Source organism: Oleiphilus sp. HI0086 (genome assembly GCF_001635225.1).
The window spans coordinates 1-24,798 of the sequence record NZ_LWFZ01001313.1; the positions used below are offsets into that span (position 1 = coordinate 1).

General features: G+C 44.2%; 23 protein-coding genes. 18 read left to right on the forward strand and 5 right to left on the reverse strand.

Annotated features, from left to right (window positions below; all coding sequences use genetic code 11):
- Both A3756_RS22475 and A3756_RS22480 read right to left on the reverse strand, forming a co-directional pair.
- Positions 1-505 (reverse strand): CNNM domain-containing protein (locus A3756_RS22475; RefSeq protein WP_156490700.1); only part of this gene is annotated, 505 nt, incomplete at its 3' end.
- Positions 506-537: 32 nt separating this feature from the next.
- Complete coding sequence (locus tag A3756_RS22480; protein ID WP_068510840.1) at positions 538-1,335, reverse strand: inner membrane protein YpjD; 798 nt, start codon at positions 1,333-1,335, stop codon at positions 538-540.
- Positions 1,336-1,420: 85 nt separating this feature from the next.
- On the opposite strand from A3756_RS22480, the gene ffh reads away from it, so the two are divergent.
- The 7 genes from ffh to A3756_RS22515 all read left to right on the forward strand — a co-directional run bounded on the left by ffh (position 1,421) and on the right by A3756_RS22515 (position 6,979).
- A complete protein-coding gene (ffh, locus tag A3756_RS22485) occupies positions 1,421-2,788 on the forward strand; it encodes a signal recognition particle protein (protein WP_068554712.1) in 1,368 nt (455 codons plus the stop codon).
- A gap of 183 nt (positions 2,789-2,971) precedes the next feature.
- The gene (rpsP, locus tag A3756_RS22490; RefSeq protein WP_068510835.1) at positions 2,972-3,220 is read left to right on the forward strand and encodes a 30S ribosomal protein S16; all 249 of its coding nucleotides are present in this window, start codon (positions 2,972-2,974) and stop codon (positions 3,218-3,220) included.
- 55 nt (positions 3,221-3,275) lie between these two features.
- Positions 3,276-3,818, forward strand: a complete 543-nt coding sequence (gene rimM / locus A3756_RS22495) for a ribosome maturation factor RimM (RefSeq protein WP_068510833.1) — start codon at positions 3,276-3,278, stop codon at positions 3,816-3,818.
- A gap of 161 nt (positions 3,819-3,979) precedes the next feature.
- The gene (gene trmD, locus A3756_RS22500; RefSeq protein ID WP_068510832.1) at positions 3,980-4,753 is read left to right on the forward strand and encodes a tRNA (guanosine(37)-N1)-methyltransferase TrmD; all 774 of its coding nucleotides are present in this window, start codon (positions 3,980-3,982) and stop codon (positions 4,751-4,753) included.
- A 38-nt stretch (positions 4,754-4,791) separates the two neighbouring features.
- Complete coding sequence (rplS, locus tag A3756_RS22505; protein WP_068509094.1) at positions 4,792-5,148, forward strand: 50S ribosomal protein L19; 357 nt, start codon at positions 4,792-4,794, stop codon at positions 5,146-5,148.
- A gap of 90 nt (positions 5,149-5,238) precedes the next feature.
- Positions 5,239-6,123, forward strand: a complete 885-nt coding sequence (gene xerD / locus A3756_RS22510; protein ID WP_068510830.1) for a site-specific tyrosine recombinase XerD — start codon at positions 5,239-5,241, stop codon at positions 6,121-6,123.
- Between the two features lie 139 nt (positions 6,124-6,262).
- Complete coding sequence (locus A3756_RS22515; RefSeq protein WP_068510827.1) at positions 6,263-6,979, forward strand: DsbC family protein; 717 nt, start codon at positions 6,263-6,265, stop codon at positions 6,977-6,979.
- 54 nt (positions 6,980-7,033) lie between these two features.
- On the opposite strand, the gene A3756_RS22520 is transcribed toward A3756_RS22515, so the two are convergent.
- On the reverse strand, positions 7,034-7,246 hold the full coding sequence (locus A3756_RS22520) for a hypothetical protein (RefSeq protein ID WP_068507676.1): 213 nt from the start codon (positions 7,244-7,246) through the stop codon (positions 7,034-7,036).
- A gap of 221 nt (positions 7,247-7,467) precedes the next feature.
- Between A3756_RS22520 and A3756_RS22525 the strand changes: the two genes are divergently transcribed.
- The 4 genes from A3756_RS22525 to A3756_RS22540 all read left to right on the forward strand — a co-directional run bounded on the left by A3756_RS22525 (position 7,468) and on the right by A3756_RS22540 (position 15,342).
- On the forward strand, positions 7,468-8,775 hold the full coding sequence (locus A3756_RS22525; protein WP_068554713.1) for a homoserine dehydrogenase: 1,308 nt from the start codon (positions 7,468-7,470) through the stop codon (positions 8,773-8,775).
- Positions 8,776-8,838: 63 nt separating this feature from the next.
- Positions 8,839-10,233, forward strand: a complete 1,395-nt coding sequence (gene thrC / locus A3756_RS22530) for a threonine synthase (RefSeq protein ID WP_068554714.1) — start codon at positions 8,839-8,841, stop codon at positions 10,231-10,233.
- 96 nt (positions 10,234-10,329) lie between these two features.
- Positions 10,330-12,087 carry a single-stranded-DNA-specific exonuclease RecJ gene (gene recJ / locus A3756_RS22535; protein WP_197470248.1) on the forward strand — a complete coding sequence of 586 codons (1,758 nt, stop codon included), beginning with the start codon at positions 10,330-10,332 and terminating at the stop codon, positions 12,085-12,087.
- A 111-nt stretch (positions 12,088-12,198) separates the two neighbouring features.
- The gene (locus A3756_RS22540; RefSeq protein ID WP_068554716.1) at positions 12,199-15,342 is read left to right on the forward strand and encodes an ATP-binding protein; all 3,144 of its coding nucleotides are present in this window, start codon (positions 12,199-12,201) and stop codon (positions 15,340-15,342) included.
- Positions 15,343-15,375: 33 nt separating this feature from the next.
- Here the strand turns inward: A3756_RS22540 and nadB are convergent, their stop codons facing one another.
- The gene (gene nadB, locus A3756_RS22545; protein WP_068554718.1) at positions 15,376-16,989 is read right to left on the reverse strand and encodes an L-aspartate oxidase; all 1,614 of its coding nucleotides are present in this window, start codon (positions 16,987-16,989) and stop codon (positions 15,376-15,378) included.
- Positions 16,990-17,265: 276 nt separating this feature from the next.
- On the opposite strand from nadB, the gene rpoE reads away from it, so the two are divergent.
- From rpoE to A3756_RS22575, 6 genes are all read left to right on the forward strand, one after another.
- Positions 17,266-17,874 carry an RNA polymerase sigma factor RpoE gene (rpoE, locus tag A3756_RS22550; RefSeq protein WP_068554737.1) on the forward strand — a complete coding sequence of 203 codons (609 nt, stop codon included), beginning with the start codon at positions 17,266-17,268 and terminating at the stop codon, positions 17,872-17,874.
- Complete coding sequence (locus A3756_RS22555; protein WP_068509103.1) at positions 17,874-18,524, forward strand: sigma-E factor negative regulatory protein; 651 nt, start codon at positions 17,874-17,876, stop codon at positions 18,522-18,524. The genes rpoE and A3756_RS22555 overlap by 1 nt, the downstream gene beginning before the upstream one ends.
- Before the next feature lie 27 nt (positions 18,525-18,551).
- The gene (locus A3756_RS22560; protein WP_068554720.1) at positions 18,552-19,580 is read left to right on the forward strand and encodes a MucB/RseB C-terminal domain-containing protein; all 1,029 of its coding nucleotides are present in this window, start codon (positions 18,552-18,554) and stop codon (positions 19,578-19,580) included.
- A 10-nt stretch (positions 19,581-19,590) separates the two neighbouring features.
- Positions 19,591-20,043 (forward strand): SoxR reducing system RseC family protein, encoded by a 453-nt coding sequence (locus A3756_RS22565; protein WP_068554722.1) that lies wholly within the window; start codon positions 19,591-19,593, stop codon positions 20,041-20,043.
- A 113-nt stretch (positions 20,044-20,156) separates the two neighbouring features.
- Positions 20,157-21,560: a DegQ family serine endoprotease gene (locus A3756_RS22570; protein WP_068554724.1), complete on the forward strand. Its 1,404-nt coding sequence runs from the start codon at positions 20,157-20,159 to the stop codon at positions 21,558-21,560.
- A gap of 122 nt (positions 21,561-21,682) precedes the next feature.
- On the forward strand, positions 21,683-22,165 hold the full coding sequence (locus A3756_RS22575; RefSeq protein ID WP_068509096.1) for an NADAR family protein: 483 nt from the start codon (positions 21,683-21,685) through the stop codon (positions 22,163-22,165).
- Between the two features lie 29 nt (positions 22,166-22,194).
- Here the strand turns inward: A3756_RS22575 and A3756_RS22580 are convergent, their stop codons facing one another.
- The gene (locus tag A3756_RS22580) at positions 22,195-23,733 is read right to left on the reverse strand and encodes a bifunctional ADP-dependent NAD(P)H-hydrate dehydratase/NAD(P)H-hydrate epimerase (RefSeq protein WP_068554725.1); all 1,539 of its coding nucleotides are present in this window, start codon (positions 23,731-23,733) and stop codon (positions 22,195-22,197) included.
- A 147-nt stretch (positions 23,734-23,880) separates the two neighbouring features.
- Here A3756_RS22580 and A3756_RS22585 point away from each other — a divergent pair, with 147 nt between their 5' ends.
- Complete coding sequence (locus A3756_RS22585) at positions 23,881-24,780, forward strand: cation diffusion facilitator family transporter (protein WP_231875617.1); 900 nt, start codon at positions 23,881-23,883, stop codon at positions 24,778-24,780.
- Positions 24,781-24,798 lie beyond the last annotated feature (18 nt).

The window sequence follows — 24,798 nt, forward strand, 5'->3', positions numbered from 1 at the left end:
GGTGGTTTTCTTCTTCTCCGTTTGTACTAAAGCCGAGTTTTGTTAATAGGAAATTAGTAACAAGGTTAACTGACCAGACAGCTGGGTAGAGTAGCTTTAGTAGAGGTTTTAGTATGTGTGCGGCGGGAAAGGCAACCTTTTCCGGGTGGTAGGCTGCAATGGTTTTAGGTGTTATCTCAGCAAAAATTAGTATAACTAGCGTCAAGATTGCGGTTGCAATTGCGATGCCTGCGTCACCCCATAGTCGAATGGCAATGACCGTTGCTATTGACGAGGCTAGTATGTTTACAAAGTTGTTTCCAATTAGGATGACGCTAATTAATTGATCGGTTCGATCTAGTAGATTGCTGGCTTTCTCCGCGCCTTTATGGCCATTTTTCTTTAGGTGTTTAAGTCTGTAGCGATTGAGCGACAGCATGCCAGTTTCTGAGCTAGAGAAAAAACCAGATAAAATGATTAGAAAAAGCAGAAATAGTAATAGAGAAGGTATAGAGGCGTCGTTCAATGTTGTTTACCGTTTATATGAAGGTTGTCGGGTTATTTGCTTATTGTTTCAAGAACTAGCTTGCTACCGAAAAAACCTAGCATTAGAAGGCTAAAGCCCCAAAGTGTCCATTTGCTGGCTGTGATTCCTCTCCAGCCATAAATTTTTCTGCCTGCGAGTAGTGCAGAGAATGTGAGCAGAGCAAGAATTGATAAAACGGTTTTGTGTGCCAAGTGTTGAGCGAATAGGTCATCGACAAAAATGAAACCGGCGAGAATGGCAAGAGCAAGCAGGATAGTGCCGCTCCATAGCATTTCAAACAGTAAGTTCTCCATGGTCAGGAGTGGCGGCAAATTGCGCATTAGTATAGTGTGGTTTCGCTTCTTTAGGTTGTTGTTCTGCATATGAACAAGTAATGCTTGTACGGCGGCAATCGAAAAGACGCTGTAGGCAATGAGTGATAATATAACGTGTATAAAGATGCCGCTGCTTTGTGGTGAGAATGATTGGCTGCTGTCGTTAAAGGCGAGTAGGGTGATTACGCTAAGTGCAGCGCAAGGGTAAACGGCAAGAAAAATTGCTTGGAGTGGTTTTCTGCTGGATGCCAATAAAAGCCCGATAACAATAACGCAGGCGATAAGTGATGCTGAGTTTGAGAAGCTAAAGGCGGCGTAGTTGTCACGGAAGGTTTGCTCTAAAGTAACTATTAGCTGCAAGCTTGCCGCACTGGCTCCGATTAAAAGGGAGATGAAGTGCTTGGCATTAATTTTTCTGAGATACACGAGGGTTTGATAGATTGTCCCTGTGAAATACAGTCCGACCGACAAAAAACTGAGTACAAAGATATTCATTATTTAGCTTGATGTTCAACTTATGGCTGTTAAATGGTTATAATGCGCCGTTTGCAATTACATAGCAATAATATAGAGATTAAACATGTTTGAAAATCTGAGCGATCGCTTATCAGAGAGTCTTAAAAAAGTTACCGGCAAAGCCCGCTTAACTGAAGATAATATTAAAGGAACTTTGAGAGAAGTTCGAATGGCATTGCTTGAGGCTGATGTGGCTTTGCCAGTCGTTAAACAATTTATTGGGCAGGTTAGAAAGCGCGCGATTGGTTATGAAGTCATGCGTAGCTTATCGCCCGGTCAGGCATTTATTAAGATAGTGAATGCTGAGCTGGTTGAAATGATGGGGGCTCAGTCAGAAGGCTTGAGTTTAAATGCCCAACCTCCGGCTGTTGTTTTGATGGCGGGTTTACAGGGTGCGGGTAAGACTACCTCTGTTGCCAAGCTGGCTCGTTACTTGTCTGAGCGGGAAAAGAAAAAGGTAATGGTTGTGAGTGCGGATGTTTATCGTCCTGCGGCGATCAAGCAGCTTGAAACATTGGCTGGAGAGGTGGGAGCGAACTTCTTCCCGAGCACCACTGATCAGAAACCAATCGATATTGCTAATGCAGCGATATCTGAAGCCAAGAAAACCTTTTGCGATGTCTTGATTGTCGATACAGCGGGTCGATTGGCTATAGATGATGAAATGATGCTTGAGATTAAAGAGTTGCATCAGGCGATTACTCCGGTAGAAACCTTATTCGTTGTTGACTCTATGACGGGGCAGGATGCAGCAAATACTGCGAAGGCCTTTGATGAGGCTCTGCCATTGACGGGTGTTATTCTGACAAAAGCTGATGGCGACTCCCGTGGTGGTGCGGCATTGTCTGTGCGCCATATTACCGGCAAGCCTATCAAGTTTATGGGGATGGGTGAAAAAGTCGATGCATTAGAGCCGTTTTATCCGGATCGTTTGGCTTCTCGAATTTTGGGGATGGGTGATGTTCTGACTCTGATTGAAGAGGCTGAGCGTAATCTTGATAAGAAGAAAGCTGAAAAACTTACTAAAAAGATCAAAAAGGGTAAATCCTTTGATTTAGAAGATTTTCGCGACCAGTTGCAACAAATGAAAAACATGGGTGGTGTTGGTAATTTGCTGGATAAGTTGCCGGGTATGGGGCAGATGGCAGAGGCTGCACAACAGCAAGTTAATGATAAGTCTTTAGGGCAGATGGAAGCGATTATATCCTCGATGACGCCCAAAGAACGTCGCTTCCCTGATACTGTTAACAATTCTAGAAAACGTCGTATAGCGGCAGGTTCAGGTACGCAGATTCAAGATATTAATCGTCTGTTAAAGCAGCACAAGCAAATGCAAAAGATGATGAAGAAATTTTCTTCTAAAGGCGGTATGGCGTCGATGATGAGGGGGATGAAAGGAATGATGCCTCCAGGCGGCGGTGGACCGTTTTAAGTGTTAAGAAAAACTGGAAATCGCAGCAGGGCGCTCTGAATTATTGCGATATTGTAAAAAAACAGAAATTAGTGTTTTCAATTCTAGAGTAATGCTCTAGAATATGCGCCCTTTCGAGCGCCGTCATCCTGCTTTGCGGGTGTGGTGTGGGAATTTTTTAACTGGAATCAGGATTTACAACGAATGGTTACTATCCGTTTATCTCGTGGTGGCTCTAAGAAGCGCCCATTTTATCATCTAACAGTTACAGACAGCCGTTCTTCACGTGATGGTCGTTATTTGGAACGTGTTGGTTTTTTCAATCCTTTGGCACGTGGCCAGGAAGAACGTTTAAGAGTTGATTCTGACCGTGTTCAGCACTGGTTAGATAAAGGTGCTCAGACTTCTGACCGAGTTAAGACACTTTTGAAAGAGTCTGCTAAAGCTGCGTAAGGCCGTTTAAGTAGTCTGGAAAGCTAACATTGATACCGGCTGGAAATAATTACTCATGAGCAAAGCTACAGAAAAAGCTGTAATGGGTAAGATTACCTCGGTATACGGTGTTAAGGGTTGGGTGAAGGTGTTTTCCTATACTCAGCCTAAAGAAAATATTTGCCAATATAAAAATTGGACTCTCGAAGGTGGCAGCAAGAACGGATCGGTAACCGTGCTTAGCTGCAAAGCTCATGGCAATGGTCTGGTCGCCCAGTTAAAGGGGTGTCATGATCGCGATGAGGCTAAGCAGTATTGTGGTTCGTTGATTTCTGTACCTCGAGAAGAATTGCCGGAACTGCCTAGCGGTGATTACTACTGGCATCAGCTTCAAGGTCTGAAAGTATTTGCTTCAGGGTCTGATGTAGAAGAGAAGGTTTTACTTGGTCGTGTTGATCATTTGATTGAAACCGGATCTAACGATGTTTTGGTAGTAAAAAAGTGTAAGGATAGCTTGGACGGTAGGGAGCGATTAATTCCTTACTTGCCAGATCAGGTTGTCTTGGCGGTAGATCTGGAAGCAGGATCCATTGAAGTTGATTGGGATCCGGAGTTTTAGTTTGTAAAGCGCTGATTGCGGTACTTGCGGGGCGTTTTTATATAGGCACTACTTAATCAGTTCTGTAAATCAGTTCTGGCATAAGGGATTAGTTCTTTAAGTGGTGCAAAGATAGAAACTTGCTGGTCAATGTGGTGTGACTGGCTTAGAGATGTGAATGTATGCATTTTGGACTGGTTACGCTTTTTCCTGAAATGTTTCGCTCTCTAGAAGATCATGGTGTCGTTGGGCGGGCAGTAAAGAAAGGGCTAATAGCTCTGGATTATTGGAATCCTCGAGAGTTCACCCATGATAAGCACCGTACGGTCGATGATAGACCTTATGGTGGTGGCCCGGGAATGTTGATGAAAGTGCAGCCTTTGCAGGATGCTATTCACGACGCTAAGGCAAAGATGGTGCAGGACCTAAAGCACGATCAGCCCGAGAAGGTGGTATCACTACGTACTGTATACCTGTCACCTCAAGGACAGCGCCTAGACCATAAGAAAGCTGTGGAACTGGCTGAATATGACGGATTGATTTGCGTCTGTGGTCGATATGAGGGAGTTGACGAGCGCTTAATCGAAGCTGAAATTGATGAAGAAATATCAATTGGTGATTTCGTATTGAGTGGTGGTGAGCTTGCTTCAATGGTATTGCTGGATACCATTTCCAGGTTAATACCTGGGGTATTGGGGCATAGTGAGTCGGCAACCGAGGATTCGTTTGCTAGTGGTTTGTTGGATTGTCCTCACTATACTCGTCCAGAAGTTTTTATGGGTAAGCCGATTCCTGATGTTTTGATGTCGGGTAATCATGAAAAAATTCGCCGCTGGCGCCTTAAACAATCCTTGGGGCGAACATGGCAGCGACGTCCAGAGTTGCTGGACAAAATAGAATTAGATAGCGAGCAGCAGACTCTGTTGCAAGAATTTATTAGAGAAGTGAATCGGTAGGCCTGAGGCTTTAGGTTTATCATTTTTAGGAGTGTAAAATGAGCAGCAAGAATAACATTATCAGCGCCTTAGAAGCTGAGCAAATGACGGCAGAGATTCCAGAATTCGGCCCTGGTGATACAGTCGTTGTTCAAGTAAAAGTTAAAGAAGGTAACCGTGAGCGTCTACAGGCCTATGAAGGTGTTGTTATCGCTAAGCGCAACCGTGGTCTTAACTCTTCTTTCACGGTTCGTAAGATTTCTTACGGTGTTGGTGTTGAGAGAACATTCCAGACTTTCAGTAAGCAGGTTGATAGCATCGAAGTTAAGCGTCGTGGTGATGTTCGTCAGGCTAAGTTGTACTACTTGCGTGAGCTAAGTGGTAAGGCTGCTCGAATTAAAGAGAAGTTGAGCTAAGTTTTAATACTGCTTAATTTATCTTTTAAAAAAGGCAAGTGGCTTTAGGGCGCTTGCCTTTTTTGCTTTCTCCTTGGTGGTGAATGGGTGATGACGTATACAGAGCGTTTTCTTGACACTTTGTGGCTAGAGAATGGGCTAAGTGACAATAGCTTGTCTGCTTACCGATCCGATTTAAAGCAATTTGCTTCGTGGCTCCATAAAAAGCGCACTTTAGAGCTACATCAGGCTGGCGAAAGTGATATCTATGATTATCTATCGGACTGCTTGGAAAGAGGGCTTAAGTCTTCGTCCAGTTCACGCTTATTATCCTGTTTAAGGCGCTTCTACCGCTTTCTAGTGCGCGAAAACATAATCGCCATAGACCCAACACTCAATATAGATAACCCCAAGTTGCCGCGTATGCTGCCCAGTTCTCTTACTGAAGCAGAGGTTGAGAAGTTATTGGCGGCTCCGGACGTTTCTGAGGTGCTTGGCTTGCGTGATAGGGCAATGTTAGAGGTTATGTATGGCTCCGGCCTAAGGGTGTCAGAATTGGTATCCCTGAATTTTGAGCAACTAAATGTCCAGCAAGGCTTAATTCGTTTATTTGGAAAGGGTGGTAAGGAGCGTTTGGTTCCTGTGGGGGAGCCGACCTTGGATTGGCTGGACGAATACTTGTCGAAAGCCAGGCCAGAGCTAGCGGGCTCATCTGGGTGTCACGTCATCTTCCCAAGTTCTCGATCACAGCAAATGACAAGGCAAACATTCTGGCATCGAATTAAAAAGTATGCGATTGAGTCCGGTATTAACAAAAAATTATCACCTCATACCTTAAGACATGCTTTCGCAACTCATCTCTTGAATCATGGTGCAGACTTGCGTGTTGTACAGCTATTACTGGGGCATGGAAATTTGTCAACAACTCAGATTTACACTCATATAGCTAAACAGCGCTTATACGATTTACATCAAGATTTTCATCCTAGAGCCTAGTACTACATAACAAAATGTTAACGATAAGTTCTTGTAGATGAACTTAATTCCGTTTAGCTTGTCATACAAATAATGTTCAATTAAAAAACGGCTTGGTTTTTTGCCAAGCCTTACATAGGTTTTAATTATAGAGGTTTGTATGCGTTTAGTTCGGTATATTATCTGTCTAAGTCTGCTGTTTTCGCTCACGGCGAATGCTGATGAGGCTCAGGTTCGAAAAAGCTTATCCGAGGCAATGCCGGGTTTGAAATTGAGCTCGGTCGAGATGAGTGAGATTGTTGGTATGTACCGGGTTACAACCTACTCAGGTGAAGCTTTATTTGTCAGTTCTGATGGTAAGTTCTTTCTAACCGGTGATCTGTATGCAACGAAGACAGGGCGAATTGAAAACCTGACTGAAAAGCGTCGCGAGACCGCCAGAATTGAGCAAATTTCTTCAGTTCAGGGTAAGGATAAAATTGTATTTCCTGCAAAGGGTGAAACCAAGGCTCGTATAGCAGTATTTACTGATATTGATTGTGGTTATTGCCGTAAGCTTCATAGAGAAATTCCAGCTTTGAATGATATGGGGATAGAGGTTAGTTATCTGGCATATCCGCGTGCAGGTGTTGGGAGTGACTCATATGGTAAATACGTATCAGCATGGTGTGCTGAAGATAAGCTCGAAGCGATGACTGATGCTAAGAATGGTAAGTCAATTCCCGAAAAGACTTGCGCCAACCCTGTACAGGACCAGTATATGTTAGGGCAGGCAATGGGAATAAGTGGCACGCCGGCAATTGTTTTAGAAAGTGGTCGTTTAATTCCAGGTTATTTAAATGCCCAAAAACTTGGGAAAGCGCTTGGTGTTCTATAGTTGCTAGCTAATAAAAAAAGGCCCTCATCGGGCCTTTTTTTATCGCTGTCGAATTTAACACCTAAACCCCTTGTCTTTTCTGCGTGAGTCGCATTCTTTTTTGATGTTGTTGCAGCGCTGAGCTCCGGCTGGAGAAAGTTTGTTGTAGTCACAGTCACGATAAGCTTTTCTAAGTTCCGCGTCACTATAGCCGCTAAAGGCGCCACCACATGAAGAAAGTAAGGTGCTGAAGATAATAAAGCAGATGCCGGTTAAGTATTTAGTCATGGATTTGATTCTTGTTTATTTAAGTTTTCAGAAGTATAGCTGTGAAGAAATGATCTGCTAGTAAAAAATATGCGGGTCTCAAAATAAGTTGTGGTGCCATTCTTTTTCTTTGATGAAAAGGTATACTATGCGCCAAAATATTTTAAGGCTACAGGGTAGCAGCTATTTAGTCGTTGCTTTGCTTTAAGTCAGAATGAATTCGTGATCGTGAGGAATATATCTTGAGCTCCGTTAAGATTGGAATATGTGGTCTAGGTACCGTCGCTAGTGGCGTGATTAATGTCTTGAAACGAAATCAACAGGATATTACTGCCCGAGCAGGCTGTCAGGTTGAGGTGATTCAAGTCGCCTCTAGAAAGCTTAAAGATAATTGTGACCTTAGCGGTATCGAATTTTCGACGAATGTAATGGATGTTGTCAATAACCCTGATGTGGATGTGGTAGCAGAATTAATTGGTGGCTATGATCTTGCTAAAGACATTGTTTGTGCTGCGATTAAAAATGGCAAGCATGTTGTCACGGCTAACAAAGCGCTTATAGCTGAGCACGGAAACGAAATTTTTGCGCTGGCTGCCGAGCATAAAGTAGTTGTTGCCTATGAGGCGGGGGTCGCTGGTGGAATTCCGATTATAAAAGCGCTTCGAGAAGGTTTAGCTGCAAACAAGGTTAATTGGCTTGCGGGTATCATCAACGGTACAGGAAATTTTATTCTTACGGAAATGAAGGACAAAGGGCGAGATTTCCAAGATGTGTTAAAAGAAGCGCAAGATCTTGGTTACGCTGAAGCAGATCCAACCTTTGATGTCGAAGGTATTGATGCTGCGCATAAGTTAACTATTCTGGCATCCGCAGCGTTTGGTGTTCCTTTAGAGTTTGAAAAAGCCTTTACTGAAGGCATTAGTAAAATTGCACCAGCTGATGTCGTTAATGCCCATGCTTTAGGTTATAACATAAAGCACTTGGGTATTACGCGTAAGCATGAAAATGGTTTTGAGCTTCGAGTTCATCCGACGTTAATCCCTCAGGACCAGCTGATCGCTAAAGTCGATGGCGTAATGAACTCGGTATTGGTCGATGGTGATGCGGTTGGTCAAACATTGTACTATGGTGCCGGTGCTGGCTCAGAAGCAACAGCTTCAGCGGTAATTGCGGATATTATTGATATCGCACGAATAGGCGATAATAAAGGCTTTGTACCGGTTCCTTACCTTGGCTTCAGCGCTGACAAGATTCAAGACTTATCGGTACTGCCAATCGAAGAAATATCTTCTGCGTATTACTTGCGTGTTACTGCTGAGGACCACCCGGGCGTATTGGCCAAGATCGCGTCGATTATGAGTGACCTGGGGATTAATATTGAGTCAGTGATGCAAAAAGAAACCGACCGAGAGGGTGATTGCATTCCGCTTGTATTATTGACCCATGAAGTGCAAGAGAAGCAAATTAATACTGCTATAGAGCAGATAGAAGCGCTTGAAACGACAAGAAAAGAAGTCGTGAAGATACGCGTTGAGCACTTTAACCATTAATTAGAAGAACCTGAAGGCAGAGCCTTCTTGTTTACGATAGAAATTTTGCTTGGATAGATAAACGTGAAATATATTAGCACACGCGGCGAAGCGCCCCCTTTATCATTTGAAGATGTTTTGTTGACTGGTTTAGCGCCAGATGGTGGGCTCTATGTACCCGAAACCTTACCTCGTTTTACTCAGGAAGAAATCGCATCCTGGGCAGGCCTTCCATACTCTCAGTTAGCTTTCAATGTTATGTACCCCTTTGTTGAAGGTGAAATTCCTGAAGATGATTTCAGGGACATGGTTGAAAAAACCTATGAGGTGTTTGATCACTCTGCCGTCGCACCTTTAGTGCAAGTGGATGCTAACGAGTGGGTGATGGAGTTATTCCGCGGTCCTACACTGGCATTTAAAGACTTTGCCTTACAGCTACTAGGTCGCTTGTTGGATTATGTGCTTAAGAAAAGAAATGAGCGTGTAGTTATTATGGGTGCGACTTCTGGCGATACTGGTTCTGCCGCGATAGAAGGCTGTAAACACTGCGACAACGTCGACATCTTTATTTTGCATCCGCATAACAGAGTATCGGATGTACAGCGTAAACAAATGACGACGGTATTGGGTGATAACGTTTTCAACATTGCTATTGAAGGTAACTTCGATGACTGTCAGCACATGGTTAAAAACAGCTTTGCTGACCAGTCCTTTTTAGAAGGTACTCGCCTGGTTGCTGTGAATTCAATAAACTGGGCGCGAATTATGGCTCAGATTGTCTATTACTTCAGTGCATCCTTAGCGCTTGGTGGCCCTCATAGGAGTGTTGCTTTTTCGGTTCCAACTGGTAATTTTGGCGATATTTTTGCGGGTTACTTAGCTCGGAATATGGGTTTACCTATTAGTCAGTTAGTTGTTGCTACTAACAAAAATGACATTCTGCATCGTTTTATCAGTGCTAATCACTATAAAATGCAGCCTTTAGAGCACACACTTTCCCCAAGTATGGATATTATGGTCTCAAGCAACTTTGAGCGTTTAATGTTCGACTTATATGGACGCGACGGAAAGGCTTTGGCGAAGCAGATGGCATCCTGGAAAACTGACGAAGGTTCCGTAGAAGAGTATCGCTGGCGTGCTGCCAGAAAGCTCTTTGATAGCTGGTCTCTGAATGATGAGCAAACATGTCAGTTGATTAAGGATGTTTACGAAGAGACTGAATACTTGATTGATCCACACACTGCTATTGGTGTGGGTGCCGCACGCGAGTGCCGCCGTGATGGCAGTATACCAATGATTACCTTGGCTACTGCACACCCTGTTAAGTTTCCTGAAGCTGTCGAGAAGTCCGGGCTTGATGTAGCGCCAGAGCTTCCCCACCATATGAAAGACCTTTATGATAGGGAAGAGCGTTATGAGGTTCTTCCAAATGACATGGCTAAAGTACATGCCTTTGTCGCAAAGCACAGACGCGGCTAAGCATATCTGTGATTAAAAAAGCCGGACGCTGTTCCGGCTTTTTTGTGGCTTATGTAATTCACTTCGTCGGTTCTTACTTTTACCAAACAGGCTCCAATGATGAAAATAGTTAGACGCACGCTCTCGGAAGGGGCTCCGGTGATGGACGGGTTTTCGCCATTATTAAGCCGGATTTATCAGGCGAGAGGGGTGCACAGTGCGAAAGAGTTAAGCTATCAACTTGCTGACCTGGAATCATCATCTTCTCTAAAAGGCCTGAACGAGGCGCTTGAAGTTTTATATAATGCGCTCGTTGCACAGCAGCATATCTTAATTCTTGGAGACTTTGACTGCGATGGTGCGACGAGTACAGCCTTGGCTGTTCTTGTACTTCGAGAGATGGGGGCGAAAGAGTGCTCTTATATTGTGCCCAACCGTTTTGAATTCGGCTATGGCCTGACGCCAGAAATCGTTGACTATGCTGCAAAATTAAAGCCTGACCTAATCGTTACTGTTGATAATGGTATTGCTAGTGAAGCAGGCGTAGAGCGGGCCAAGTCACTCGGTATTAAGGTTTTGGTTACTGATCATCACTTGCCGGGAGATACCCTACCTAAAGCTGATGCAATCGTGAATCCAAATCAACTCGGTTGTGAATTTCCCAGCAAAAATGCCGCAGGGGTAGGGGTTATATTTTATGTTTTAAGTAGTCTTAGAACCTTGCTTAAAAAGAGACAATGGTTTGAACAGAGACAGCTTAAAGAACCCAATATGGCTTCATATCTTGATTTGGTTGCTTTGGGGACTGTCGCTGATCTGGTGGCGCTCGATCACAACAATCGCGTACTGGTTTCCCAAGGGCTTAAACGTATTCGGGCAGGTTATTGTCGTCCTGGAATCAAAGCGCTTTTGTCGCTCGCGGGTAAGGAGTTGTCGGGCGTTAAATCGAGTGATATGGGGTTTATCGTTGGTCCGCGGCTAAATGCGGCGGGTCGCCTTGATGATATGTCACAGGGTATCGAATGCCTATTAGCTGATAGCGAGGTTAGGGCAATGTCTATCGCGCAGCGCCTGGACCAGCTGAATGTCGAGCGCAAGCGCATTGAAGCCGAAATGAAACAGGATGCTGAAGCCCAGGTACAAAGCATTCTGGACAAGTCTACGGAAAGCTTGGCTCTTGAGAACTTGTCGTGGGGGTTGAGCTTATATGAGCCACATTGGCACCAAGGTGTCATTGGGATATTAGCTTCACGTATCAAAGAGCTATTTCATCGGCCCGTAATCGCTTTTGCGCCTGCTAGCGATGATCCGCTGATTCAGAATAGGGAGCTAAAAGGATCTGCGCGCTCTATACCCGGGCTTCATATGCGCGATGCTCTGGACCTGGTATCTAAGCGCCACCCAGAGCTGATTAAAAAGTTTGGTGGCCATGCGATGGCGGCGGGTTTGTCGATTGATGAAGCGAGCTATCCGCATTTTAATGAAGCGTTTGACCAAGTCGTAAGAGAGTTATTGAGGGAAGAGGATATGGAGTCGGTTATCCTTACCGATGGCCCATTGAATGAGTATGAGTCAACAGTTCAGCAAATAAGAGAGCTTGAAGCTGCTGGGCCTTGGGGTCAACGCTTTCCAGAACCTTGTTTTGAAAATACCTTTGAATTGGTACAGAGCAGAGTATTAAAAGAAAAACACCTCAAGCTAGTATTAAAAATGGAAGGTGGTCATGAGTTGTTTGACGCGATTCAATTTAATAGTCCATGGGTAAGTCAGCACTTGCCTGAAATGGCTAGAGTGGTCTTTAAACCGGGAATAAACGAGTTTCGAGGGCGAGTAAGTGTTCAATATATTATTGAGTATTTAGAGCCAGTTTCATGATTATTATCGTAAAAGCAGGCGTTCTTTCTTTGGAATAGAGCTTCGAATTTCTCTTTTACCAATCTATTGCCTATACTTTTTCCATATTTCTTGGACGAAAGAACGAGTGCTATGAAGCAGGAAAGTAAGAAAATTGTTGGCCCTTCAATGAAGCGAAGAGATCCAAGAACGGAACAAATCACCAAAGAACTATCAGAAGATCTTTCAACTAATAAGCATACTCAGCACCAGGATGACTGTGCTAGAGCTGAACGAAGTGCACATGTAGGTCCCAGAAATAGAGTCTTCAGCAGTTTGATCTTTAAAATGAGCTTGGGCCTTGTTCTGTTTATCGCAGCAGTTGTAGCCGCCAGCTATTTTGTGACTCAGACAAAAGGCAAGCAGGTCATTTCCGAGCAGGCTGAAAAGCTAAATCGAGAGATTGGCCAGAATATTGTTTTAAAGCTGCAACAACGCCTTGTTGCGACTGAGACATTGACCACGACTTTAGCAAAACTCGGTGTCTCGCTTTCCAAAGATGTTGCTACATTTAAAGATTTATTGCCAAAGGTTATTGATCAAGCGGGAATGTCAAAGCTTGTTGCCGGTGGTGGTGTTTGGCCCGAACCCAATCAGTTCAAAGAAGGCGTGGAACGTCGGTCCTTTTTTTGGGGGAGAAATGAGCAAGGTGTCTTAGAGTATTTCGACGATTACAACGACCCCAAAGGGAATGGCTACCACAACGAAGAATGGTATGTTCCTGCCCGTTATTTAAAACACGGGCGTGCTTACTGGTCAAAGTCTTATATGGACCCTTATTCATTAGAACCGATGGTAACTTGTACGGTGCCAATGTTCGAGAATGGCGTTTTCAAGGGTGTCGCAACAATCGATCTAAGGTTAACTGGCTTGTCTGAGTTTATGTCTGAGCAGGCAAAATTAATTGGGGGCTATGCTTTTGCCTTAGATCGAAATAATCGCTTACTGTCATTCCCAGTCGAAGTTAATAAGCAAGCTCAGTTCCTAGACCTCAAAGGCTTCGTCAAACATGAATATCCGACTATGTCAGACATTTCAGCAACTAACTCCGGTTTCCAGCAAATAGAAAGTTACCTTAAAACGGTAAGTACTTCGCTCAGTAATGGGGCAGGTGATGATAAATTCAGTGCTGAAGTTAAACGCTTAGCAGAGGTGCTGGCTGAAGAATCTTATCAGGTTGAAGTTGAAGAAGGCTCTACGATAGCCGCTTTCTTGTTAGGTTTGCGGTTTGAAGCCTCAACAAATAAACCACTAATCTTGAAAGATGACCCTATTCTATTAGAGGCTTCATCAATCAGAGTCTTGAGCCTTCCCAATATTGGCTGGAAGGTCGTACTATCTATGCCTGCCCGGTATAGTATTGCGGTAGTAGATGAAATATCTGACGGCCTATTAAGCAATCTCTTAGTACTGTTAGTTTTCAGTGCTCTCTCTTATATTATCTTCTTCAACCTGGTCTTCATGGAGCCTATTAATAAGCTGACCCAGCAGGTGAGAAAGCTTGTTAGCCGTGAAGATTACGTAACGCGTCTGAAAATACCTAGCAGTAGCGAACTTTCCCAGTTAGCGAGCTGGTTTAATATTCGTACCTCTCAGCTGAGTGAAACCTTAGATGAGCTTAAGCAGCGAAACTCACAGTTGGATGACGCCAGAGAAGTTGCTGAAAGCGCTAACAGAAGTAAAAATATTTTTCTCGCATCCATGAGTCATGATATTCGAACGCCAATGAATGCCATCATTGGTTTGTCGGATGTGTTAAAGAAAACCAAACTCGATGCTGAGCAGGATAAGTTTGTAAATGTTATCAACTCTTCAGCTCAGGCTTTATTGTCCTTAATTAACGATATAATGGACTTTTCTAAGATCGAGGCGAATCAGTTAGATCTAGAAAGCATTCCTTTCGATTTGCGTCAGGTAGTTGATGACTGTGCAGATCTAATCAATTTTCAGGCACAAGAAAAGCGTTTGGAATTTATTTATTATCTATCTCCAGATATCAATCGCTGGGTCAAAGGCGACCCGAATAGAATACGACAGGTTATTCTGAATCTTGCTGCAAATGCGGTCAAGTTTACCAGTTCCGGGCGAGTTGAATTGTGGTTGGAATCGGCTTACCAGAATGACAACAATACCCAGCTAATTGTGGAAGTTCGAGATACCGGTATAGGGCTATCAAAAACTGCGCAAAGTAAGCTGTTTACTCCTTTCGTTCAAGGTGACTCTTCGACAACTGGAAAGTATGGCGGTACGGGCTTAGGGTTGACTATTTGTAAGCACTTGGCTGAGTTGATGGGTGGTAGCGTAGACTTTAGAAGTGAAGAAGGTATTGGCACAACGTTTATTTTCAAACTCAAACTGCAATGCCAGCAAGACAAAAATGTAGTACTACATGACGCTCAAAGAAAAACTGCATTGCCGACTAAAGTTCTATTGCTGGAAGGCAAGGATCACTTCCAAAACAGTGTGCTGGAACAGTATTTTAGAGCAGCAAAGATTGAATTTGAAACCTTCGTTAGTGTCTCATCCTGGTTGTCAGTGTTGGCTAAAGAAAGCCCTGATTCCTTGGTAACAGTATCGGTTGATTCCACCTTGCTATATGAACTCGAGTCAATGGAATCCCAGCTGCCTGACCCCCTTAAAAACCATAAAACTGTTTTAATGACTGATAAGGATGAATGCAGTGAGATTAAAGATCCTTCTTTCTCAGGGCGTTTTAGAATCAGCTTTTTGTCTCAACCACTAAGGTATGATGAATTATTAGCAGAAATTACCTGTCATGATGGAAGTCATGAGAGCGATAACATCAAGCTTGATAATGTTCAACATGGTGAAGACTTGGGCTTTGCGCCTCATAGTAAAATATTAGTCGTCGAAGATAATAAGGTTAATCAGCAGGTATTGATGATAATGCTTGACTATTTGAATCTGAAAGCTGATATCGCCAACGATGGTGTTGAAGCACTGGAGGCTGTTCAAAAATCTCATTACGATTTGATTTTGATGGACTGGCAAATGCCAAGAATGGATGGTCTAGAGGCTACTCGTAATATTAGGGCTATTCAAGGGCTTGTGCAGCCCGCAATCATTGCTGTTACTGCTAATGCTATGTCAGGTGATATCGAGAAGTGTATAGAGGCCGGTATGGATGACTATTTGAGCAAACCGGTGGAAAAAGATAAGTTAGAGCAGGCCATTCGTCGGTGGCTTGCTCCAAAACACGATGAGCAGGTTTCCTAAACTAAGTAAGCCGATATAAAGTTCTAGTTCGGTTTACCAGTCTCGGGTGGAATAATTAGTGGGGGTTAAAACCGTATCCTTGGCACTGGGGAGTCGCTCCGGGTAGTCTAGTGTATAGTGAAGGCCTCGGCTTTCTTTTCTCTGGATTGCGGAGCAAATGATCAGGTCTGCAACCGTGACAAGGTTTCTTAGTTCTAACAGGTCATTCGTCACGCTGTAGTTACTGTAATAATCAAGTATCTCTTGATGTAAAAGATCAACACGGTGCTTTGCTCGCTGAAGCCGCTTATTCGTTCGAACAATGCCGACGTAATCCCACATAAAGCGCCTTAACTCATCCCAATTATGCGAAATTACAACATCCTCGTCAGAATCGGTTACTTGGGACTCATCCCATAAAGGGGCATCGGGTGGCTCGGGAATATCTGCAGACTTTCTATTGATATCATTGGCTGCTGCCTGTCCATAAACGATACATTCAGTCAGGGAGTTGCTGGCCATTCGGTTTGCGCCATGTAAACCCGTGAACGACGCCTCGCCAACTGCATAGAGTTGATTAACATCAGTACGGCTTCGGTGGTCCACCATAATGCCTCCGCAGGTATAATGTGCAGCAGGGACGATGGGAATTGCCTGGTGGCAGATATCGATACCAAACTTCAAGCAAGTCTCATAAATCATCGGGAAGTGAGACTTGATAAAATCATCTGGCTCGTGGCTAATGTCAAGATAAAGATGGTCGGCACCGATACGTTTCATTTCATGGTCAATAGCTCGAGCGACAATGTCACGCGGCGCTAATTCTTCTCGCTTATCAAAACGATGCATAAATCGTTCGCCATTTGGCAGTAACAACTTTCCACCTTCGCCACGTACCGCTTCAGTTATCAAAAAGGACTTAGCTTGTGGGTGGTAAAGGCAGGTAGGGTGAAACTGGTTGAACTCCATATTGGCCACGCGGCAACCACTACGCCAGGCCATGGCAATGCCATCACCGCTGGCGCCGTCAGGGTTGCTTGTGTATAGGTAAGCTTTGCTTGCGCCGCCAGTTGCCAGTACGACGAATCGTGCTTTGAATAGCTCGACATGATCGCTGGACTGGTTAAGTACATAAGCCCCGACGCAGCGATTGCCAGGTAAGAAAAGCTTTTTGTGTGTGATAAGGTCGACCGCAACCCTGTTTTCAAAAATATCGATATTTTCTGCTAACTCTGCCTGCGAACAAAGTGCTGTAGAGATTGCCAAGCCAGTCGCATCGTCCGCGTGAATCACGCGGCGGTGACTGTGACCACCTTCTTTGGTTAGGTGATAAGTGTCTTCTTCAGCGTTGTCCATCTTGGTAAAGTCAACACCCTGATCAACTAACCAGGAGACACTCTGTCTGCCGTTTTCTACAGTCTGCCTGACTGCGTCTTCGTGACATAAACCAGCACCTGCATTAAGTGTGTCTCTGATATGAGACTCGATATCATCTTTCTCGCTGAGCACCGCTGCAATTCCGCCTTGCGCCCAAGGTGTCGAGCCGCTAGATAGACCTGCCTTTGATATCACTGCAACAGATAAGTCTTTATTCAAACCGAGAGCAGCACTTAGTCCAGCGGCGCCGCTGCCAATTATTAGAACATCATAGGTATAGGAAGAAGACATTATCGGTACTCATTCAATAAGTTAACGGCCGCTATTATTTAGATATTGAACTTATTTGTAAATGAAATGTCTCAATTCTATAGAGATAGCGATTAGCGCTTAAAGATCGAAGCGCATAGAATGACAAAGTGGGACATAGGTGTGACAGTCAATAATTTTAAACAATGTTTGAGTCATGTAGAGCAGGGTAAAGAAGTGTTAAAACAGCGAGAAGGCGTTTTAATTTTCGAGGCTCTGAGCGATAATGTAGTGATATTTCAACAAAAAACTAAAAATATGACTCATACCACACTGCCTGAAAAAACTGACGCTGACACGAGTATAGATCAGAAGTTAGTGGTCCGTGTGCAGCGGGGCGATAAAGCAGCCTTTGATTTACTGGTCATAAAGTACCAAAACAAGGTTGCAGCAGTCGTGTCTCGCTATGTTAGTGATTACCATGAAGTCGCTGATGTAACCCAAGAAGCCTTTATAAAGGCCTACCGAGCAATAGACAGGTTTAGAGGGGATAGTGCCTTTTATACCTGGGTTTATCGTATTGCTATAAACTGCGCTAAAAACTACCTTCAATCCAAAGGTCGGAGACCCCCGTCAAGTGATTGTGAGCTTGAGGATGCGGAGTTAAACCCAAATGCCAGTGCTTTAAAAGATACCGCATCACCTGAACAGTTGTTGAGTAAAGACCAGTTGGAAGCTGTGATCAAGAATACGATTAAAAAGCTGCCTGAAGATTTGCGCATCGCTTTGACGCTAAGGGAGTTTGATAATTTAAGTTATGACGAAATTGCGGCGGTGATGGAATGCCCGGTTGGAACTGTTAGGTCGCGTATATTTAGGGCTAGAGAAGCGATTGATAATGAGATCAAAGCCATGAGAGGTGATTAATGGACGAGAGATTAAGAGAGTCTATATCAGCGTTGATGGATGATGAGTCAAATGAGCTGGAACTTCAGCGAATACTCGGTCACTCCGATGAACAAGAGGTGCAGCTACTGTGGGGGCGCTATCATGAGGCGCGTCAGGTGCTGAAACGAGATAGTGAAAGCCACTTCAATATTGATATTAGTGCCGGGGTGGCTGCGGCAATCCGGGACAATGCAGCTGAACCTTCACTCGATATGAGTACCGAGATGGATAGCGTAGAAGGTACTGTCCCTCAGAATCTTGCTGATCGCCGTGAGGATCAAAAAGTTGTTCCGCTTCTTGATGATAGCTCTGAATCGTCGAGCAAAAGAGGCGGAAGTCGTGCTTGGCTTGCCTTAGCGGCCAGTGTCGCTTTTGCCTTTATTTTTGCTTTTCAAGGTACGACTGAACTGAATGATGAAATACAAAGCACTGCTGCGAATATTTCTGCTGAAGGTGCGCTGCTTAAAGTTTCTGCGCAAGAGCCTAAGGTTGTTGTTGAGATGACTGAAGAGCAGGCGCGTCATTTTAGTCAGTATTTACTGAGGCATGCTGAACACTCGATACGTGGTACTCAGTCTGGTTTTATGCCTTTGGCTAGGGTTGCAAGTGTCAATTCTGTTGGAATATAAGCTGAGCTTGGAAGTGAAAATATCATCATGTTAATTGATTTGAATAAGCTTAATACTAAAGTTCTTCTGCGTGGGTTGTTGCTACTTTTTTGTCTTGTCGGTGCGCCGCTCTATGCTCAAGGCGCCAAGGAGGAATGGATTTATCAGTTTCCAAAGGAGCGCAGCGCCTGGGAAGCAATTGATTGGTTGATGTTTATGCAACAAGCCTCTGTAGAGCAGAACTATCGTGGACGCTTTATGTTCTCGAGAGGTGCTATGTCGAGTACCATGAGTGTTATTCACCAGTACGAGAAGGGTCTTGAGAAAGAGCGCTTAAAGCAACTCGATGGCGAGATGGGCGAAATTGTCCGTGATGGTGAGCGGGTAATGTGCGTCTTTCCGAATAACAGAGTTGTAGAGGTAGAAAACAGTCCTCTTTCCAATAACTTTACTAATAAGTTTGTTGGTTTTATGCCTGGTAAGAGTCATTACTCTTTAGTTCTTAAGGGGAAAGAGAGAATGATAGAGCGTTCATGTGTTGTGGTGGAAATATCTGCCAATGACGATGAACGTTATAGCTATAAGCTATGGATAGATGAAGAGAAAGGCCTGCTCCTAAAGTCTGAGTTAATTGACCAAGAGCATAAAGCCTTGGAGCGTTTCCAATACACACATGTAGAGTACCCAAATAATATTGACTCGACCGTTTTCGATGTAATGGGGGCAGGGAAAGCGATTAAGCATGAAATGATCAAAACGGCAGACAAAGGTATGTCCTGGTCGCGTTCCCTGATGTGGCAAGTTGAATTTTTGCCTAATGGCTATGAAAAGATAAATGGAGAGGCAAAAGAAGGTGAGCATGTAATGGTCTATAGTGATGGCCTGGCAACCTTCAGTATATTTATCGAGTCGGTTGATAAGGGAACTATGCCTGAAGGTGCGACACAGGTGGGTGCAACAACTGCCTATTCAACTGATCACAGTGTTGATGGTCATGACTATCATGTGACGGTTGTTGGCGAAGTTCCTGCTATGACTGCAATGAAGGTTGCGAAATCAGTCAAACCGATCATGTAAGGTTAGTTTAATGATTAAAGAAGAAGCTATAGTCATTGCTGATGACTCAACAACTAATGGGCGTATATCGGTTCGTATCGATAGAAAAAGTGCCTGTGAGAGTTGCCAGATGAAAGCGGGCTGTGGCCAAAAGCTAGTCAATGATAGTAGCCAACGAAAATGTATTGAGTTTGAGCTTGATAACGAGTTTGATGTACAAGTAGGGGATTATGTAACCCTCGCAGTTCCAGAGAAAACTTTCCTGCAGGCCTCCCTCGTGATGTATGTGCTTCCCTTGGTTTTAATGATTCTTTGTGCTGTGCTTGCGGAAAGTTATTTAGCCTTAAATGATGCCGCGACCTTGCTGGCGTCCATTTGTGGCTTTGGATTAGGGCTTTATTTGGCTAGACGTTTTGCTAGCGAGCATAAAAGTGATCCAGACTTTCAGCCACATATTGTAGCCGTAGACCGGGCTATAGACTAGTATTTTTCCTCTTTAACCTTGCTCCCCCGTTACGTATTTTTAAGTTGAAAACTAGCCCTTCGGCCTCAAAAATGAGGGTACGTTCTAACTACATACTCTCTTGAGGATTCTTCATGAAGTACATAAATAAACTCAGCTCCTTGCTATTCTTGATGGCTGCAATCAGTGTATTGAGTCTCTCTAGCCATGCTGCAGATCTGCCGGATTTTACCGAGTTAGTTGAAGAGCATGCGGAATCGGTCGTTAATATTAGTACGGTTAGCCATGCCGAGCGACCTTTCCAGTTTCAGGGTGATATGGAGCAAATCCCGGAGTTCTTCCGGCATTTCTTTGGCGGCCCACCAAAATCAGGAAAGCCTAACGGCAAGAAGCGTATGCAGTCGATGGGCTCAGGCTTTATCGCAAGTGAAGATGGCATTATTCTAACTAATAACCACGTCGTCGATGGTGCTGATGAAATTTATGTTCGTTTTAGTGATCGACGTGAATTAAAAGCTGAACTCATTGGCGCTGACAAACGTTCAGACCTGGCCGTTTTGAAAGTTGAAGCAGATGATTTGCCAGCAGTTAAGTTGGGTAAGTCAAAGCCGCTTAAGGTTGGTGAGTGGGTCTTTGCTATAGGGTCTCCTTTTGGTTTTGATTACACCGTTACTGCCGGAATTGTTAGTGCCAAGGGGCGTAGCCTCCCTAACGAAAATTATGTACCTTTTATTCAGACTGACGTAGCGATTAATCCAGGTAATTCTGGCGGCCCACTATTCAATATGGATGGTGAAGTTGTTGGTATTAATTCTCAAATTTATACTCGTTCAGGTGGCTTTATGGGCGTTTCTTTTGCGATTCCAATTGATGTCGCAATGGAGGTCGTAGCTCAGCTCAAAGGCCAAGGTTATGTCGCGCGTGGTTGGTTAGGGGTCTTGATCCAGGAAGTTAACAAAGATCTTGCTGACTCCTTTGGTTTGGATCGTCCTTACGGTGCTTTAGTTGCTCAGGTGGTTGAGGACTCGCCTGCAGACCAAGCAGGTATTCAAACTGGTGATGTAATTATCGAGTATGAAGGAGAAGAGATTGATTTCTCATCTGAACTACCGCAGCTGGTAGGGCGAACAAAGGTTGGTGACAAGGCCAAACTAAAAGTTGTTCGTGATGGAGATGAGAAATCAGTGAGTGTCGAGATTGGTGAGCTTCCGACTGACGAAAGTGCGAGCGCTTTACAAAATAAACCTCAGGTAGAGAAGACGAACCGTATTGGCATTAAAGTGCGAGAACTTGATCATGAGACCTTGGATGATTTGAATTTGGATGGCGGTGTTCATGTTATCCAGGTAGAGTCGGGTGCAGCACGTGAAGCAGGGATTAAACAGGGTGATATCATCACTCGACTCAATAACCAGAAATTCACGTCGGTAAAAGAATTTCAAAAGGTGGTAGAGAGTCTTCCTTCAGATAGAGCTGTTCCGGCATTGATCGTTCGTCAAGGAAGTCCTTCGTTTATTGTTATTCGTGTTAAAGATTAGACAGAGTCATTGAACGCCTTAAGTGGTGAGTACGCTCGGTAACTTCGAGTGTACGCTCACCACTGTTTTGATCAAGACGTATCGGGTATGATGGCTTTTTCAACAGTCCAAGAGTAAAAAGTTTGTTATTTCCTGATTTAGACGAAGATGCATTATTTCTATCACGTAGCAATGAAGACGAAGCGCTTGGTACTCATAAGCTGGCTTCTTTTTTACTCGAGGGTTTATTGTGGCCGAGTATCGAGCATTACTATCAGGCGATGAAGTTTCAGGAAACTTCTCCTTCTTACTTTGAAAAGATCCGGAAATCGTCAACCGCCAAACAGGCGAGGCGCATGGGTAGATCTCGCTTTCATAAAGTTCGAAAAGACTGGGCTCAAGTCAAACGAACGGTTATGACGCGAGCGGTTTATACTTATTGTCGTAGCCATCCTCAGGTCGCTCAGCTTCTTTTAGATAGCGGTAGCAGGAAGATACTGGAAAATAGCCAATACGATTATTATTGGGGTTGTGGTCGTGACCGCCGAGCCGAAAATACTTACGGCAAGGTTTTGATGGACGTTAGGTCAAAACTGAATCAGGAAGGTCGAGAAAAACAAAACTAAGATTCAGGCATAAGATTTTCTCGTCATACCTATAGCTCGTAATTTAGCTTGTTGAGTAGCGATCTGACGACTGGTATCAAATCGCATGCAGATAAGCCACGTTCGCCAGATTGTTTGGCAGCAATGTCTGCTGCACGAGCGTGTAGGGTGGTTGCTAAACGCAAGGCAAAGCCCTCAGCGAAGCCTTGAGCGACCAAGCTGCCAATTATTCCACTTAGTACGTCTCCCATTCCCCCGCTTGCCATGCCTGGGTTGCCATAAGGGCAAATGCTGATTGTTTCGCCTTTGCTGGCAAGTAAGCTTCCACTGCCTTTTAATAGAATATGTCCACCAAGCTTATTGGAGAGCTCAGTGATTGCATGAAGCCTATCCTGCTGGATTAGGCCAGCGCTACCATGCCCGAGCAGTCGCGCAGCTTCACCAGGGTGGGGAGTGTATATGCGTTTACCTTGATTTTCCTTATCAACCGAGTTGATCCAATTCTGTTTGTTAGTCAAGATATTCAAGGCGTCTGCATCTAGCACCAGCGGCTTATCGAGCTTAATAACCCTTTGCAGTAACTTTTCTGACCATGCAGATCTACCAAGGCCCGGACCGATTACAATTACCGTTGCCGCGTCCAGCAATTGCTCAACTTGTTGAGTATTTTCAGTAGAGGTGACCATGACCTCTGGTGTGCGTGATAGCAATGCAGAGCAGTGGTCTTGATGGGTGATAACGCTCGTCAGGCCTGAGCCGCAGCGAAGTGCTGCTTCAGCAGCCATGAGTACCGCGCCACCATAGCCCCGGTCTCCGCCGACAATGAGGGTGTGCCCACAATTACCTTTGTGAAAATGGCGGGGCCGGACAGAAACTTGATCTAGTAATTTCTGCAGTGACAAGCAATGAGCGATAGGCGTCTGCTCATTAATAATTTTGGCTGGCACCTCCAGGTCGTCGTAATATAGTTCGCCAGTATAGTGTTGACCTTCAGCGGTAAATAAGCCCAGTTTTAGGGCAATAAAACTCGCAGTGCAGTCGGCTTCGATTGCGGTGCCCATTATACTGCCCGTATTGGCATTTAAGCCCGATGGAATATCAATCGCTAATATCGGGGCAGTAGATTTATTTGCTGCTTCAATAGCGTCAGCATACAGGCCTCTGACAGGGGAGTTAAGACCGGTACCTAATAGAGCGTCGACGATAATGTGATTGTCGGTCTCTGATGCTAGACTTTTGTCTGAGTAGTGGTCGCAGCTTACGTTTTCTGCTAAGCACATCTGGTATGCACTTTGCGCATCACCGACAAGTTTATCTGGAGGCGAAAGAAAGTAGACATTACATGCAATTCCATAAGCTTTGGCTAGCGCAGCGACAATATAGCCATCTCCGGCATTATTTCCACTGCCGCATAATACTGTGACTTTCTGGCAGTTGGGGAATCGTTCTAATAGTATATTGAAGCTAAATTTCGCTGCTTTGTTCATGAGCGAAAAGCCCTTGATTCCATGCCTGTTGATAGCCGAACTATCGATATCTCTTACCTGCTGGCTGAGGAATAATTCACTGGGAAGTTTTGTTTCAGGCATATCGGGTTCCATCTGATAGGGCGTCGAAAAGCTTAAGTTAATGATACAGTTCAAAATTTATATTTAATTAGATGATGCTAATTAATGGTTTTATTTAGTATAGATGCCCGTAAAATAGGAGCTCTATTCTTTTGTTAAGAGATCTTAGTGAACATTACTATGCGGACAAAATCGGAACAACTTATTATTTGGGCAACCAGGGCTTCTGTCGCTGTTGCATTTACCTTACTAATATTAAAAATATATGCTTGGATTGTAACGGGTTCAATGGGGGTGCTAGCCGCACTAGTAGACTCGTTACTGGATTTGGCTGCTTCGCTAATCAATATGTTTGCGGTGCGTTATGCCTTGGAGCCCGCGGATGAGGAGCATCGTTTTGGGCATGGTAAGGCTGAATCACTAGCGGGCTTAGGGCAAGCAATATTTATTGGCAGCTCGGCGATATTTCTATTGATGTATACAGTGGAGCGGATTTTTAACCCTGAACTGATCGAGTCACCTGAAATTGGCACATGGGTGATGCTCTTCTCGATGGCATTAACTTTGGTATTGGTTGCTTACCAGCGTTATGTCGTTAGAAAAACCAATTCGATTGCTGTCAAGGCTGATTCTCTTCACTATTCAGCAGACTTAGTAACTAATGCTGGAATTTTGTTAGGCTTGGCCCTTTATTATATGGGCTGGTTGTATTCAGACCCTATTATTGCCTTACTAATAGGCTTGTACATTCTAAAATGTGCAATAGAAATCGGCTATGAAGCCATTCAGTTGTTGCTTGACCGGGAACTCCCTGATGAGGAAATTAATCAGATAGAAAGCTTGGCTTGTGAACATGAAAACGTCATAGAGATTCATGATCTAAGAACACGTCAGTCTGGTCAGACGAAATTCATTCAGTTCCATCTTGTAATGGATGGGAATATGACATTACTCGCTGCACATGACCTCGCTGACGAGGTACATGACAAGATAAAAGAGTTTTTTCCGCAATCCGATATAATCATCCACCAAGACCCCCATACAGCGATAGCGAATGTAGGGGATTAGCGTCAAATACTTAGCTCT

What these genes read in the sequence shown, in the direction of transcription:
- rplS (WP_068509094.1), top strand. Translation starts at nt 4,792, where the DNA reads ATGAGCAGCAAGAATAACATTATCAGCGCCTTAGAAGCTGAGCAAATG.
- A3756_RS22580 (WP_068554725.1), bottom strand. Translation starts at nt 23,733, where the DNA reads ATGCCTGAAACAAAACTTCCCAGTGAATTATTCCTCAGCCAGCAGGTA.
- xerD (WP_068510830.1), top strand. Translation starts at nt 5,239, where the DNA reads ATGACGTATACAGAGCGTTTTCTTGACACTTTGTGGCTAGAGAATGGG.
- A3756_RS22515 (WP_068510827.1), top strand. Translation starts at nt 6,263, where the DNA reads ATGCGTTTAGTTCGGTATATTATCTGTCTAAGTCTGCTGTTTTCGCTC.
- A3756_RS22540 (WP_068554716.1), top strand. Translation starts at nt 12,199, where the DNA reads ATGAAGCAGGAAAGTAAGAAAATTGTTGGCCCTTCAATGAAGCGAAGA.
- A3756_RS22555 (WP_068509103.1), top strand. Translation starts at nt 17,874, where the DNA reads ATGGACGAGAGATTAAGAGAGTCTATATCAGCGTTGATGGATGATGAG.
- nadB (WP_068554718.1), bottom strand. Translation starts at nt 16,989, where the DNA reads ATGTCTTCTTCCTATACCTATGATGTTCTAATAATTGGCAGCGGCGCC.
- A3756_RS22520 (WP_068507676.1), bottom strand. Translation starts at nt 7,246, where the DNA reads ATGACTAAATACTTAACCGGCATCTGCTTTATTATCTTCAGCACCTTA.
- rpoE (WP_068554737.1), top strand. Translation starts at nt 17,266, where the DNA reads ATGACTCATACCACACTGCCTGAAAAAACTGACGCTGACACGAGTATA.
- A3756_RS22565 (WP_068554722.1), top strand. Translation starts at nt 19,591, where the DNA reads ATGATTAAAGAAGAAGCTATAGTCATTGCTGATGACTCAACAACTAAT.
- rpsP (WP_068510835.1), top strand. Translation starts at nt 2,972, where the DNA reads ATGGTTACTATCCGTTTATCTCGTGGTGGCTCTAAGAAGCGCCCATTT.
- rimM (WP_068510833.1), top strand. Translation starts at nt 3,276, where the DNA reads ATGAGCAAAGCTACAGAAAAAGCTGTAATGGGTAAGATTACCTCGGTA.
- trmD (WP_068510832.1), top strand. Translation starts at nt 3,980, where the DNA reads ATGCATTTTGGACTGGTTACGCTTTTTCCTGAAATGTTTCGCTCTCTA.
- A3756_RS22570 (WP_068554724.1), top strand. Translation starts at nt 20,157, where the DNA reads ATGAAGTACATAAATAAACTCAGCTCCTTGCTATTCTTGATGGCTGCA.
- ffh (WP_068554712.1), top strand. Translation starts at nt 1,421, where the DNA reads ATGTTTGAAAATCTGAGCGATCGCTTATCAGAGAGTCTTAAAAAAGTT.
- A3756_RS22560 (WP_068554720.1), top strand. Translation starts at nt 18,552, where the DNA reads ATGTTAATTGATTTGAATAAGCTTAATACTAAAGTTCTTCTGCGTGGG.
- A3756_RS22480 (WP_068510840.1), bottom strand. Translation starts at nt 1,335, where the DNA reads ATGAATATCTTTGTACTCAGTTTTTTGTCGGTCGGACTGTATTTCACA.
- recJ (WP_197470248.1), top strand. Translation starts at nt 10,330, where the DNA reads ATGATGAAAATAGTTAGACGCACGCTCTCGGAAGGGGCTCCGGTGATG.